Raw genomic sequence first — 14,133 nt, 5'->3', positions numbered from 1 at the left:
TAAAAACACCCTATAAACTTTTATAGGGTGTTTTTATTATAATTATATAAATAAAAGAGTTATTCTAGTTAAATAGAATAACTCTTTTTTATTAACAATCTACTATTATTTAACTAAATTTACTACATTATTAAAGGCAGTATCATTTATTCCCCCACCTATTTTGTGTATGCTTTGTGTATTTTTTACACCTAATACAGTCTTTTGAGTTTCACTAATAGTATCTCCTAAGATAACAATAGGAGAATTAAGTTTTGCAGCTAATGGTCCTGCTGTTAGTGCATCTACTAGTGGGTTGCTTTTTGTTACTAGTAATGTGTTGTATTTATTTTGAGGATAAAACTTTCCTATTATCTTTGCATTAGTTTCTTGTCTATCATCACCAGATATTCTATTATTTAATACATTATTTAAAGTTATTTTATTTACTTGTTTTATAACTTCATCAGATAATACAGTTTTTCCTCCTACAAAATAAGCCTCTTGTATACCTTGTGACTTTAACCAATTATATACATTTTCGCTTAAACTATCTTTTCCAGATAATATTATAGGTTGTTTATCTATACCAGCTTGTGATGCTATAGATAATGCATCTACCTCACCATATCCACCTGCTAAATATACCTTATTTATATCAACTTTTTCTGATATTCTTTTAGCTATTTGAAGAGATGTTTCATATCTATCTATGCCACCTATTCTAGTTAATGACACACTTGGTAATATAGATTTTAATTCATCCATTGCTTTATTATTTACAGAACCTTCTCCACCTATAACTATTATATTACTGGGATTTAATCTTTTGATTTCATCTTTTGTAGAAGTTGGTATACCGTCTTTTTGAACTAGTAATATTGGAGCATCATTTACTGATGCAAGTGGTGTAGCTGTTACTCCATCTACTACTGAATTACCATTTGTAAGTATTACAGTTTTTGCTCCTTCTTTCCATCCTTCTTTGCTTATTTTACACGCTGTTTCGTATCTATCTTCTCCTTTAAGCTCTGTTATTTTTATATTATTTACATAAAGGTCTTTCATGTCACTTTGAAGTTTAGAATTTTTTACTATATCACGTGCTGAGAAATACATACTTCCTTTTATATCACTGTATTGTCTATTTAAGTTTATTTGTTCTTTAATTTCTCCTGCTACATCTTGACCTGGGTAATCTCCTGTACCATTTTTGTATACACCTTGTCCTATATATAAATCTACATCGTATCCTCTTACTTCATTTGCCCACCAGCTAACTAGTTTTGAATAATCAGCTGCAGAGTATCCTATAGGCCAATAAAGCTGAGGAACTACATAATCTACTAGGCCTTGTCTTATCCAAGTTCTTGTATCTGCAAAGTCATCTGAATAACTTTCGGCTCCTCTTGTATCTGAACCTGTTGGATCACTATCTTTATTTCTCCAAATACCTTTTGGGCTTACTCCAAACTCTACATTTTGCTTTATTTCTTTTATGGAATTTTTAACTTCTTTTAATAAAGTATTTACATTTTCTCTTCTCCAGTCCTCTATACTTTGTCCTGGCTTTTTATATTTATTATAAGTGTCACTATCATCTATACCACTTCTATAGAAGTAGTCATCAAAGTGAACTCCATCTATATTGTAATTTTTAACAACCTCATTAACAGAATCCACTACATGCTTTCTAACTTCAGGAAGCCCTGGATTGTATATAAGCGCTTCATTTCTTCCATTTTTACACTTAAGTACCCAGTCTGGATGTAACCTTGCTGGATTGCTACTTGCTAGTTTACTTAAATCAGTTCCGCTAGTTGTTACTCTATATGGATTAAACCATGCATGAAACTCCATGCCTCTTTTATGCGCCTCATCTATTAAAAATGGTAATGGGTCATAACCCGGGTCTTTACCTTGTGTACCTGTTAAGTATTCTGACCAAGGATTTATGCTTGATTTATAAATAGCATCTGCCTTTGGTCTAACTTGAACTACTGCTGTGTTTATTCCCACAGATTTTAGCTTATCTAATAATTCTATGTACTCTCTTTTTTGAGCAGTTTCATTATTTTTACTACTAGGCCAGTCCATGTTGTAAACTGTTGATATCCAAGCTGCTCTCATCTCTTTGTCACTTGCTGATGCATTGACAGTTGATGCTGATAGTATCATTAAAAAAGATACTATAAATGCTTTTAGTTTCTTCATTTCTTCCCCCTATTATATAAAATCCAAATTTTAAACTTAATTTATAGTATATAGAAACACATTTATCCAGTCAATTTATATACTATGTCACAAAAATTTCTATTAGTTTAAAATTTATTTACTATATTTATTTTAATTAATATTTTTATAGCTTATTTTTACTAAAAAAGAGTATTCTATCAGAGCTTTAGCCCTAATAAAATACCCTAATATTTTTTTGATATTATCTTTAGTTAATATAAGTTTATTATATTCTATAATACAGCTCTTGCTGTAAAGTAGTTTTTCGCATAATATCCAGAACTTATACTATCTATTCTAACATTCTGACCTGGCTTAGGAGAATGTATCATTTTCGAATTTCCTATATATATACCAACATGATTTATAGTCTTTCCATTTGATGCAAAGAATACTAAATCACCTGGCTTTAAGTTAGCTTTGCTAACATATCTTCCAACAGTACCTTGAGATTTAGATGTTCTAGGTAATTTTACACCTGCACCATTTTTGTATACATATGATGTTAATCCTGAACAATCAAAGCTACTTGGGCCTTCTGCACCCCATACATATGGCTTTCCTAATTGCTTATGAGCTAAATCTACTATTTTCTTAGCTTTATTATTATTTGTTACTTGATTGTTTTGATTGTTGTTTTGGTTATTATTTGATTCTTGTATTTTTACATAAGATCCACTTACCCAACCTACTTGGCCGTTTGAAGTTTTTACTTTGTACCAACCATTACTGTGTTTTTCTTGTATATAAACACTATTTCCTGAGTATACCTTTGTTATAATCGAATTTGATGCTCCTGGTCCTTTTCTTACATTTAATGAATCGCAGTTATATACCACTCCATTTTTATTTATAGCTTGAGTAGGTTGGCTGCTAGCTACACTACTACCCTGGTTATTATTTGATGCTAATCTTATATAAGCACCACTAACCCAACCTATTTGACCATTTGGAGTCTTTATTTTATACCATCCATTGCTATTTTTCTCTTGTATCTCAACAGTGTTTCCTGAGTATACCTTTGTTATAATCGAATTTGATGTTCCTGGTCCTTTTCTTACATTTAATGAACCACAGTTGTATACTGTTCCTTTTTGTATAGTACTTTTTATATATGATTGGCTCGATGCTGTATCAGCATAAGCTTCTTGATTATTAGCAGTTATAAGTAAGCTACCTGAAAGTATCATCATACTTGTAGCCTTTGTTATTAAGCTTCTCTTCTCTTTTCTTATCCCCATAATTCACCCCTCATTATTTTTTATAAATTAATTGTATCACTATTTTACATTTTTTTCAAATATATGGTAACAATTTTGTTACTTTTTTATAATACATTTACTTCTTCTGGATTTTTATATGTTGATACTAGCTCTTTCATAGCCTCTTCTAATCCATCTTCATCTTCTTCTTTAACTAAATGATAAAGCTTGTCCAATCCTTCAAATAGCTGCATTGTATCAAATTCTATTCTACTTCCTATAAATATTTTTTTATGTCTTGTATCACTTAACCCTTCTTCTTCTAGTAAAAGTTCTTCATATAACTTTTCACCTGGTCTTAATCCTGTAAACTTTATTTCAATATCTATATCTGGTTCTAGTCCGCTAAGCTTTATTAAGTTTTTAGCAAGGTCTAATATTTTTACTTGTTCTCCCATATCAAGTACAAATATTTCTCCTCCTTTTGCCATACCACCTGCTTGTATAACAAGACCTACTGCTTCTTCTATTGTCATAAAGTATCTTATTATTTCTGGATGAGTTACAGTAACTGGTCCGCCTTCTTCTATTTGTTTTTTGAATAATGGTATAACACTTCCATTACTTCCTAACACATTTCCAAATCTAACTGCAACAAACTCTGTATCACTTTTTTCATCTAGAGTTTGTATTATCATCTCGGCAGCTCTTTTTGTAGCACCCATAATATTAGTTGGGTTTACTGCTTTATCTGTAGATATTAGTAAAAATCTCTTAACATTATATTTGCTAGCAAGCATAGCTACATTTAAAGTACCAAATATATTGTTTTTTATAGCTTCTCCTTTGCTAAATTCCATTAAAGGAACATGCTTATGTGCTGCTGCATGAAATACTACATTTGGTCTATACTTTTCAAATATTTTTTCCATTCTTTTTTCTTCTCTTACAGATGCTACTATTGCTTTTACTTTTAAGGTATCTCCATAAGCTCTTAATAGCTCTTGTTGGATATTGTATAGGTTATTTTCGTATATATCTACTATTATAAGTTCTTTAGGTCTTAAACGAGATATTTGTCTACAAAGCTCTGAACCTATTGAACCTCCCCCTCCTGTAACTAATACAGTACTATCTTGTATATATTGACCCATTATCTTAAAATCTACTTCTATAGGTGTTCTTCCCAGTAAATCCGTTATATCTACATCTCTAACTTGTTTTATATCAACTTTTCCATCTATTATTTCATAAATCCCCGGTATTGTTTTTATTTTACATTCTGTATTTTTACAGATGTTCATTATTTCTTTTTTCTCTTTTTTTGATATATTTGCTATTGAAAATATAATTTCATCTATATTGTATTCTTCTATAACCTTATCTATATCATCCCTTGTTCCAACTATTTCTATATTATTAATTTTTTTGCCTATTTTAGATAAATCATCATCTATTATTGCTATAGCCTTTTTGTTTAATTGTGGATTTCTTTCTAGTTCATGTATTACCATCTCACCAGCACATCCTCCACCAATAATTAAGACTCTTGATATATTATCTTTTGATAAATTCATACTGCTCAAATAAATCCCCTCCATACTACAAATTTTGCAAAGAAATTACAAAATAAGGCTTAGCCCCCTATAAACAGCGTTTATTTAAGACTAAGCCACTAACTATGCTTATTATATCATTAATAATAAAAAATGTATAATTTATTTAGATTTATTTAATATATTCTCATATATCTTAGCTATATCTCCAAAGTTTAGATTTATTTCATAGTTATTTTTAACAAATTTGCGGCCTTCTTTTCCCATTTTTATTCTTAAATCTTCATCATTCATAAACTTTATTATAGCTTCTTTTATTTGTGTAGGGCTTTTAGGCTCAACTATAAATCCTGTTTTATTGTTGTCTAATGATTCAGGGTGTCCCCCTACATTAGTAACTATTACAGGAACTTCACAAGCTTGAGATTCTATAGCTGCAACTCCAAATCCTTCTCTTAATGATGGGAATACTGTAACATCAAAAGATGAGAAAGTCTTAGCAATATTATCAGGTGCTATTCTCCCTAAAAATTCAACACTGTCTTCTAACTTTAATTCTTTAGTTAAATTTCTTAGGTTTTCTTCATTTTTTCCTGAACCACCTATTTTTAATGCTAGTTTTTTATTTGGATATTCATCTTTTAATTCTTTAAATGCTTTTATAAGATATTCTATTCCATACTTTTTCTCAAGGCTTTTTATTATTCCTATTGTAAATGTGTCATCTTTTTTAACATCTATAGGCTTAAATCTATCCATGTCTACACCAAAGAAAGTTACATCTACATGTTTGTTTGTGTATTTATTTGCTTCCTTTGCCATATCTCTACTATTTGAAAATATATAATCACATTTTCTAAAATTATGCTTTATAATTTGCTTTTGTATTATTCCATTGTTAGGGAAATCATATATATCTGTTCCCCATACAGATATTATGTATGGATGATATCCTAAAAAACTTCCTATAAATCCATAGCTACTTGCATATTGTGCATGTAGTATACCTGGCTTTATCTCATGTACAAGCTTTTTAATTTCACCTATATACTTTATATAGCCTGATTTTTTTAATATACTTTCATTTCTTAATTCTTCTACATTAGCGCTAAAGTCATGTACCTTAACCCCATCTATTTTTCCACCATTTAAGGATATAACATGTATATTATATCCTCTTGTTTTAAAGTAATCACACCATTTAATAGTGTGTGGATTTGACCCATCTGCTAAGTAACATATAGTTTTCATATTATTTACCTTTCTTGATTTATACTAATATTTGAATATCTCTACTTAACGACCTATAGAGTAGTATTCTATACCTAAGCTTTTCATATCTTCCATTTTGTAGCAATTTCTTCCATCAAGTATTAAAGGTTTATTCATTTTTTCTTTGTATTTAGATATATCATAATTTAGAATATCTTTCCATTCAGTCATTATGAAACAAACATCTGCTTCTTCTATTGCTTCATCTATACTTGTAGAATAAGATATATTATCTTTAAATATCTTCTTAGCATTATTTATACCAACAGGGTCATAAGCTGTTATCTTGGCACCTCTTTCTAATAAATATTCAATATTTACTATAGATGGTGCTTCTCTTAAATCATCTGTTCCTGGCTTAAATGTAAGACCTAATACAGCTACCTTTAGATTTTCAAAGTTATCAATTAACTCTGCTGATTTTTTTACTAATCTAAGTTTTTGAGCTTCATTTACTTCTATTGCAGCTTTAACAGTTTTTAGCTCATATCCATTATGAGTAGACAGCCAGTGAAGCGCTTTTGTATCTTTTGGAAAACAAGAACCACCATATCCTATACCAGCTTTTAAGAATTTATCTCCTATTCTTTCATCTAGGCTCATTCCTTTAGCTACATCTTCTATATTTGCTCCTACTATTTCACAAAGGTTTGCTATATCATTCATAAAAGATATTTTAAGCGCTAAAAAGTCATTAGATGCATATTTTATCATTTCTGCACTATTTCTATTAGTGACTACTATTGGTTGATTAAATGGACTATATACACTTTCTAATCTGTCTTTAGCCCAATCACTTTCTACACCTATTACGATTCTAGATGCATGTAAAGTATCTCTTACAGCAGTTCCTTGTGCTAAAAACTCAGGATTTGATGCTACTTCTACTTTTACATTATTTTTTAAGTTATTTTTTATAAACTTTTCTATTTTTTCATTAGTCCCTATTGGAACTGTAGATTTTATAACTACTAAAGTGTCTTTTTTTATTGAGTTTGCAATTTGTTTAGATACCTTCTTTATATAATCTAAATTTGCAGAGCCATCTCTTCTTTCTGGAGTTCCAACTGCTATCATTATTACATCGGCATCTTTATATGCTTCTTTGTAGTTAGTAGTATAATCTATTTTTCCTTCTTTATAATTTTTCTTCATTAAACCTTCTAAGTCTTTTTCATATATTGGTGCTATACCTGACTTCATAAGATTTACCTTTTTTTCATCAACATCAACACATACTACATTTTCATGTCCTACTTCAGCTAGACATACTCCTGTCACTAAACCAACATATCCTGTTCCAGCTATTGCAATTTTCATGACTTTCTCCTCCAAAATGTATATAAAATTTCCTTCACTTAAGTTTGTTTAAGGGAGGAAAATTTCAAATTTCTTTATAAATATAATTTGTGTATATTTTATAATCTTTTCCTAATTGCATTAATTACATAAAAACAAAATACATAAGAACTTTTAAGTACACTTAATTTTTCTACGTTTCTATAAGTATTCCATGTTCTTTTAAGTGCTTTTATTTTATTACTTGATAAAGAATCTCCCACTAGCCTATAGTTTACTAAATCTTTTTCTATACCATAAGCATAATCTTGTGTTTTAAGTATTTGTAACCAAGTTGCCGTATCTTGACCTCTTCTTACTAATGGCATACTAAACTCACCAACTATTTCTTTATCTATAACTACAGTTGAACATCCTATTATTGTATTTTTTAATAGTCCTTTGTAGTTTATTTTTTTAGGTGCCTTTGCAACCTTCTTTGTTAATCTCCCGTCTTCTTTCATATATCTATATGATGTAAATGTAAACCCTAATTTATTTTCTAGCATATATTCTATTTGTATTTTTAACTTCTCTGGTTGCCATATATCATCACTATCTACAAATGCAATAAATCTTCCTTTTGCATTTTTTATTCCTGTATTTCTCGATACAGATGCTCCTGAGTTTTTCTCAAGCTTTATATATCTTATTCTGTCATCATTAGCTTGAAATTCTTTTATCATATCAGAAGATTTATCTTTTGAACAATCATCAACTAATACAAGTTCCCAATTCTTATATGTTTGGTTTTGTATCGATTTTATTGTATCACCTAGAAATCTTTCTGCATTATATACAGGAGTTATTATCGATACTAATGGTTCGTTCATATTTTATACTCTCCTTATCTAGTAGCAATCTTATTTGCTATTAATAAGTTACTCCTTTACAAATTTTCTTTGCTTTAAATATTTGTAATAACCTAAAGGGAAGCATAGTATATACATTATTTTATCCCCTATTTTATTTATTTCTTTAAAATACTTGCTATCTGATAATAATGAATATCTAGCTAAGTTTATATAATTCTTAATCCACATGTATGGAAAATCTTTTATTGGATAAGTATTTTGATTTGTTAAATATAAATACTCTAAAGCTCTTCCTTTTAAGGCGCTTTTTTTAAGGATATTTTTAGTTAATCCATCTTCTAAATATTCTCTTATTATCATGTGTTTGTTTATACATGTTACTTTATAATATTTAGAAATTTCATACCATACAACACTTTCTGGTAGGAATTTTATTCCTTCTCTTTCAGGAAATGGATACTTCTTTAATATATCAGTTACAAATACTATAGTTTTATCTCCCTTTACTCCAAATTTATAATATAACTGAGCAAAATGACTTATTTTATGCTCTTTTGGAATCTCTGTACCTAGAGTTTGTCCATCTTCTTTTCTAGCGCAAAGACCTACTACACCACAAAACTCTTCCTTGTTATCTAACTTTTCCCATTCTTTTTCTACTAATTCCATAGAATCAGGCATTAATCCATCATCACTATCTACTATAAAGAAAAACTCTCCATTAGCTTCTCTTACCCCTGTATTTATAGCTGTATGCTTTCCACCGTTTTCTTTCTTTATATATCTTATATTTAATATTCCTTCATTTTTAAATTCTTCAACTAATTCTTTAGTGTTATCTGTACTACCATCATCTACTATTAGCCATTCAAAGTCTTTATATGTTTGCTTTTTTAAGTCTTCATAAAGGTTAGCTAATATATACCCTCTATTATAAGTTGGTGTAAAAATAGTAAATTTATATTTATACATTTATCTTATGTCCTTCCTAACTTTTTTTAATTCCATTTATTCCGTAGTTTATAAAGTAGTATATAGATTTATGTAGTGGTATTTTTTCTATATTTCTGTATATGTTCCAAGTCCACATTGCTGATTTTACTTTATTTCCACTAAGAGATGTTGCTGATTTTCTGTATTGTGCTAAAACTTCATCTATTCCGTAAGCTAAATATCCTTTTTTAAGTATAGATAACCATAGTACATAATCTTCATGTTTAGCACCACTCATTTTTACCTTAAAATCTAATTTTGATCTGTCTATTACAACTGTCAAACAACCTAGTATATTTCCTTTTAGTAGGGTTTTGTAATCTACACTTTTCGGTACTCTAACAACCTTATCTAGTTTTTGATTTTCTTCATTTATAAGTTCGTAAGATGTAAAAGATATTACACAATTATTTTTCTTCATAAATGATATTTGCTTTTCTAATTTATTTTTTTCCCATATGTCATCACTATCTAAAAATGCTATAAATTGTCCTTGCATTTGACTTAATCCTATATTTCTTGCATTAGAAACTCCTTGGTTAGTTTCTACTCTTATATATTTTATTCTTGAGTCTTTTTCCATATATTGTTTTACAATTTCTGGACCATTGTCAGTCGAACAATCATCTATTATTAGCATTTCCCAATAATCATAAGTTTGATTTAAAACAGATTCTATTGTATATTTTATAAACTTTCCTGAATTGTACATGGGAGTAATTATAGATACTAAACTTTTTTTCATATCATCTTCCTCATACTTTTATATTATTTGTTTAATTTCTTTATTATACAGTTATAAATTCTTTCACAATTTTGGTTATCATTATATGCAAAGAATTTATTTCTAGCATCTTCTTGGTCTTTTTTAACTTCAAAATTACTTTCTATTAATTTTATTAATTCATCAACTGCTTGATTCTTATTGTATGCTAGGTATCCAAACATTTCATTTTCTAAGTCTATATATGAATCTACTTCTTTTTTATACTTATCTACATCAAATTGGTAGAAAAGTATCGGTCTATTCATATATAAAAAGTCCATCGCCACTCCAGAATAATCTGTTATATTAGCTATTGAAGATGTTATTTCATCTGCTACTGTTACATCTTTATCTAAAAATACTATTCTTTTACCTGTTATATTGGATTTTACATCATCTATAAATTCGTGCATTAAATGGTGCATATAAAACTTAATATTTACATTTTTTTCATCAAGCACATTGTTTAATCTTTCATCATTTAAAAACATCATTATATTTTTAAAATATTCTGTGTCAGTAAATTTACCTTCACCAAATTTTATCCAATCTCTCCAAGTTGGCATATACAATATGTCTTTACTTTTAGCTTCTTTATTTAGTGGAAGGTTGTCCTGTCTTGCGCTACCTAAAACACAAACAGCTTCATCATCCATCATCCACTCATTTACCATTATGTTTCTTTCAAAATCAGATATTGCTGTTGCCATATTGTAGCTTTTCATTAATTCATCTATTAATTTTTTAAGCTTTGCTTTCATAGGTTTTCTCTTTTTAAAACTTATAGCTCCATGATTTAAAAACACTTTAAATGTTTTTTTGTGGAATCTATTTAACACAGGTACTGCAAAATTATATGGTGCTATATCTGCTGATGGTGCATGCGAGAATATTATTGCTTGTGCATTGTAATAATATAAATAATTTTCTACGCTTCCTTTTATAAGCTTTTTGCCTGGTATTTTATTCTTTACCTTACTACTTTCATCTATCACCCAATAAATATCTATTTCTTTATGATTTTTTAGTATATATTCATATAAAAACTTTGAGTTATCATCATATATATCACCTGCATGTCCACCAATTAACCAAATATTTTTTCCTTTGAAATTAGATTTTTTAAATGGGTATATTGCTGCAGCCACAACCATGTTCATTAGTATCTTTATTTTGTTCATAAATTTACCTCATCGTATTTTTACAATTTGTATTGTCTAAATCCTTCTATTCTGCCCTTTATAGTAGCATCATGATAGTCTCTATCTTTATTTAATATGATACCACCAATATTTCTTATTATTTTATATCCCATTACTTTTATAAATTTATAGTTTTTTCTATAAACTATTTCCTTTTTACAAAGTGCTCCAAATCCTCTACCATAGTTAAAGTCTCTTTGGTATTTTTCCTTAGATTTAGAATGCTTTTTTGCTGGGTGGAATATTATCTTCTCACCAAAATATCTTCCTTTATATCCTTTGTTCATTAGATCTAGTACATAGTCTATTTCTTCTCCTGAACCAAATATCCCACCTACACCTAGCTTTTCATCAAATTTAGTATACTTATCATTTTTAAAGTTTATAAAAAATGTTATAGATGTTAATGTATCCATTATATTAGTAGTTGTTATTTCACACTCACCATCATACATCTTTTTAAAATAATCAACTTTATTAAAGTCCATAGTTTTGCAACTAAATAATCTATAGTCTTCGTTTTCTTTGAAAAAGTTTACTACTGTTTCTAAAGTGTCATCTTCATAGGCACAGTCATCATCTGGAAATCCTATTACTTGACCCTTAGCCATATCAATACCTATATTTCTATTTAAGCTTAATCCTGGCTTATCACTTTTTACATATTTTATATCCATGTCATTAACATAGTTATCTATTATTTCTTTAACTTTATCATTTTTATTTTGGTCTATTACTATCAATTCAAAATTTTTATAAGTTTGTCTTTTTAAACTATCCATTAATAAATATATTTCATCATATCTATTTAAAGTTGGCATTATTAATGATACTAGCATATTAAATTCTCCTATCTCCTTATTTTGTCAAATATAAATCTAAATTTGTCTTCTAATATAAGTTCCTTTACTAAAAGCACTATCCCAAAACTAAATGCTGAGTTTACAAGCATATTTTCTGTAAATCCATACATTAAGAATATAAATACTACTACTAAGTACTCTTTTTTAGATTTTTTTATAAAACTGTCTATACCATGATATAATAAAAACATTAAAAATGCACATCCTATAACTCCAAGTGTACATAATATATACACATATGAACTATCTAGAGCATTTAATGCTATGGTAGTTTTGCTATATTTATTACCAAATAAACTTAAGAAATTACCTTGTTGATGTAAATATACATTCCAAAGTTTTGGTCTACTTGATAATAATTTATTTAATAAAACATTGTCTGTAAGTATAGTACCTATTGCTACACTTATAATAGTTAATAAAATTGGAGTAACCTTAAAAAGATTTGATAATATCTTATTGTTTTGTATATCAATTCTTTTCATTATCTCAACAAATATTAGCCCTCCTAATAATGAGTAGCATCCTGTTCTACTATAAGTTATAGAGTATATAAAAAGTATAGAACCAAACATAATTATTCTATCAATATTATTATAATTTTTAAATCTTAAAAATATATATGCCACGTATATTGGAACCATAAATAAGTATAAGAAGTTAGGATTTCCAAGACCAAAATCTAATCTAGGTATGAATATATTTAAAAACTTTATATATTTATAGTGAACTTCACTATTAGTTTGTAGCCATGGAAATGCATTAAATACAATAAGAGTAATTATCAATAATATAGTCGATATAATTAAATAATTCTTAGCTATATATTTATCACATATTTTCTTTCCAGCTATTGCTAGAAGCACTAGCACCAATATAGCTCCTTCTCCATTAAATACATATATTACTGATGATATTAGCACTAAGATTATTTCTGTTATATTTTTCTTAAAATCCATAAAAAACATAAGCCCTAGTATAGCCATAGAACCATAAAATAAAAGTGAACCTAATGGACCTGTATTTACTACTCTATTTGCAAATGTCATTATATATTTTCTAGATATTATAGCTATTAAAGCTAAAGTAAATAATATCTCCTTTATATGAAATTTCTCTAATCTTTCAAGCATAATTATCTTCTCCTTTTAATACTTAGTAAAGTATTACTTGCAAATATTTTTGCACACTTAACAAGTTTGTCTACTCCTTTTAAGTGTTTACTCTCTAAGAAGTAACTTCTTTTCTTAGCCCAACTTTTTCCCCACCAATGTATACTATAAGTATTTTCTGTTATACAGTCATAATAAAAATCTTCTTTATAACTAAATGGATAGAAAAATTCTTCATTGTATACTGCTATATTATCACTAAATTTATTTCTATCTATTTTTTCATATTTATTCTCTAATATGTAAGTTATTATTCTAGGAATTGTATAAAAATCTACATTCATAATATCTTCTTCATAGAAATCAAGCAATTCTTTTAAGAACTTGTGTCCTTTTGTAGAACCTATTATTGCTCCATTTATATATTTTTCGCACTCATACCCAAGTAATATATCACTCTTTTCAAGTAAAGGCGTTATATCTTTTAATACTTGCATATCAGTATCCATATAAAGACCTCCTTGTTCATAAAGAGCCTTTATTCTTAAATAATCTGATATAAAAGCCCATAATTTCTTTTCATAACATATTTCTAAGAATTTTTTCCCTTTTATGGCTTTTTCTATATCAACATTATGCTCATTCCATTCTACTATTTCATAGTCTGGCATTTTTTCTCTCCAAGAATTTATACATATATTCTCTATGTTTCCTTTAGGTCCACCTATCCAAACATAATGGATTTTCTTTGGTATCAATTCTATCACTCCTTTTATACACTTAAAATGTTAGAGATTAAT

12 protein-coding genes are annotated in these 14,133 nt (G+C 28.1%); all 12 read right to left on the bottom strand.

Translation table 11 applies throughout. From position 1 onward, the window contains the following. Window positions 1-105 precede the first annotated feature (105 nt). The 12 genes from ABHC41_RS06765 to ABHC41_RS06710 all read right to left on the bottom strand — a co-directional run bounded on the left by ABHC41_RS06765 (window position 106) and on the right by ABHC41_RS06710 (window position 14,100). Window positions 106-2,193: a family 10 glycosylhydrolase gene (locus tag ABHC41_RS06765; RefSeq protein WP_271892575.1), complete on the bottom strand. Its 2,088-nt coding sequence runs from the start codon at window positions 2,191-2,193 to the stop codon at window positions 106-108. Between the two features lie 254 nt (window positions 2,194-2,447). Beyond that, on the bottom strand, window positions 2,448-3,455 hold the full coding sequence (locus ABHC41_RS06760; protein ID WP_271892577.1) for a C40 family peptidase: 1,008 nt from the start codon (window positions 3,453-3,455) through the stop codon (window positions 2,448-2,450). A gap of 86 nt (window positions 3,456-3,541) precedes the next feature. Further along, window positions 3,542-4,993 carry a nucleoside-diphosphate sugar epimerase/dehydratase gene (locus tag ABHC41_RS06755; protein WP_330383784.1) on the bottom strand — a complete coding sequence of 484 codons (1,452 nt, stop codon included), beginning with the start codon at window positions 4,991-4,993 and terminating at the stop codon, window positions 3,542-3,544. 141 nt (window positions 4,994-5,134) lie between these two features. Next, on the bottom strand, window positions 5,135-6,223 hold the full coding sequence (locus ABHC41_RS06750; protein ID WP_271892580.1) for a glycosyltransferase family 4 protein: 1,089 nt from the start codon (window positions 6,221-6,223) through the stop codon (window positions 5,135-5,137). A gap of 45 nt (window positions 6,224-6,268) precedes the next feature. Then, window positions 6,269-7,564 carry a UDP-glucose/GDP-mannose dehydrogenase family protein gene (locus tag ABHC41_RS06745; RefSeq protein ID WP_271892583.1) on the bottom strand — a complete coding sequence of 432 codons (1,296 nt, stop codon included), beginning with the start codon at window positions 7,562-7,564 and terminating at the stop codon, window positions 6,269-6,271. A gap of 98 nt (window positions 7,565-7,662) precedes the next feature. After that, window positions 7,663-8,415, bottom strand: coding sequence for a glycosyltransferase family 2 protein (locus ABHC41_RS06740; RefSeq protein WP_092923960.1), 753 nt, complete (start codon window positions 8,413-8,415; stop codon window positions 7,663-7,665). Window positions 8,416-8,463: 48 nt separating this feature from the next. Continuing rightward, the gene (locus tag ABHC41_RS06735; RefSeq protein WP_092923957.1) at window positions 8,464-9,369 is read right to left on the bottom strand and encodes a glycosyltransferase family 2 protein; all 906 of its coding nucleotides are present in this window, start codon (window positions 9,367-9,369) and stop codon (window positions 8,464-8,466) included. Window positions 9,370-9,385: 16 nt separating this feature from the next. Next, on the bottom strand, window positions 9,386-10,135 hold the full coding sequence (locus ABHC41_RS06730) for a glycosyltransferase family 2 protein (RefSeq protein ID WP_195237168.1): 750 nt from the start codon (window positions 10,133-10,135) through the stop codon (window positions 9,386-9,388). 23 nt (window positions 10,136-10,158) lie between these two features. Further along, window positions 10,159-11,337, bottom strand: a complete 1,179-nt coding sequence (locus ABHC41_RS06725) for a CDP-glycerol glycerophosphotransferase family protein (protein ID WP_271892588.1) — start codon at window positions 11,335-11,337, stop codon at window positions 10,159-10,161. Window positions 11,338-11,357: 20 nt separating this feature from the next. Continuing rightward, window positions 11,358-12,197, bottom strand: coding sequence for a glycosyltransferase (locus ABHC41_RS06720; RefSeq protein ID WP_092923948.1), 840 nt, complete (start codon window positions 12,195-12,197; stop codon window positions 11,358-11,360). An 11-nt stretch (window positions 12,198-12,208) separates the two neighbouring features. Next, window positions 12,209-13,354: a polysaccharide polymerase gene (locus ABHC41_RS06715; protein ID WP_092923945.1), complete on the bottom strand. Its 1,146-nt coding sequence runs from the start codon at window positions 13,352-13,354 to the stop codon at window positions 12,209-12,211. Window positions 13,355-13,356: 2 nt separating this feature from the next. Continuing rightward, complete coding sequence (locus ABHC41_RS06710; RefSeq protein WP_242871295.1) at window positions 13,357-14,100, bottom strand: glycosyltransferase; 744 nt, start codon at window positions 14,098-14,100, stop codon at window positions 13,357-13,359. Window positions 14,101-14,133 lie beyond the last annotated feature (33 nt).

The sequence above is a fragment of the Romboutsia sp. 1001216sp1 genome (assembly GCF_039841805.1).
Lineage (GTDB): Bacteria > Bacillota > Clostridia > Peptostreptococcales > Peptostreptococcaceae > Romboutsia_C > Romboutsia_C hominis.
Note: the sequence above shows the minus strand (reverse complement) of the source record. Positions and strands in the feature narration are given on the sequence as shown.

What these genes read in the sequence shown, in the direction of transcription:
- ABHC41_RS06760 (WP_271892577.1), bottom strand. Translation starts at nt 3,455, where the DNA reads ATGGGGATAAGAAAAGAGAAGAGAAGCTTAATAACAAAGGCTACAAGT.
- ABHC41_RS06765 (WP_271892575.1), bottom strand. Translation starts at nt 2,193, where the DNA reads ATGAAGAAACTAAAAGCATTTATAGTATCTTTTTTAATGATACTATCA.
- ABHC41_RS06730 (WP_195237168.1), bottom strand. Translation starts at nt 10,135, where the DNA reads ATGAAAAAAAGTTTAGTATCTATAATTACTCCCATGTACAATTCAGGA.
- ABHC41_RS06750 (WP_271892580.1), bottom strand. Translation starts at nt 6,223, where the DNA reads ATGAAAACTATATGTTACTTAGCAGATGGGTCAAATCCACACACTATT.
- ABHC41_RS06715 (WP_092923945.1), bottom strand. Translation starts at nt 13,354, where the DNA reads ATGCTTGAAAGATTAGAGAAATTTCATATAAAGGAGATATTATTTACT.
- ABHC41_RS06740 (WP_092923960.1), bottom strand. Translation starts at nt 8,415, where the DNA reads ATGAACGAACCATTAGTATCGATAATAACTCCTGTATATAATGCAGAA.
- ABHC41_RS06725 (WP_271892588.1), bottom strand. Translation starts at nt 11,337, where the DNA reads ATGAACAAAATAAAGATACTAATGAACATGGTTGTGGCTGCAGCAATA.
- ABHC41_RS06755 (WP_330383784.1), bottom strand. Translation starts at nt 4,993, where the DNA reads ATGAATTTATCAAAAGATAATATATCAAGAGTCTTAATTATTGGTGGA.
- ABHC41_RS06720 (WP_092923948.1), bottom strand. Translation starts at nt 12,197, where the DNA reads ATGCTAGTATCATTAATAATGCCAACTTTAAATAGATATGATGAAATA.
- ABHC41_RS06745 (WP_271892583.1), bottom strand. Translation starts at nt 7,564, where the DNA reads ATGAAAATTGCAATAGCTGGAACAGGATATGTTGGTTTAGTGACAGGA.
- ABHC41_RS06735 (WP_092923957.1), bottom strand. Translation starts at nt 9,369, where the DNA reads ATGTATAAATATAAATTTACTATTTTTACACCAACTTATAATAGAGGG.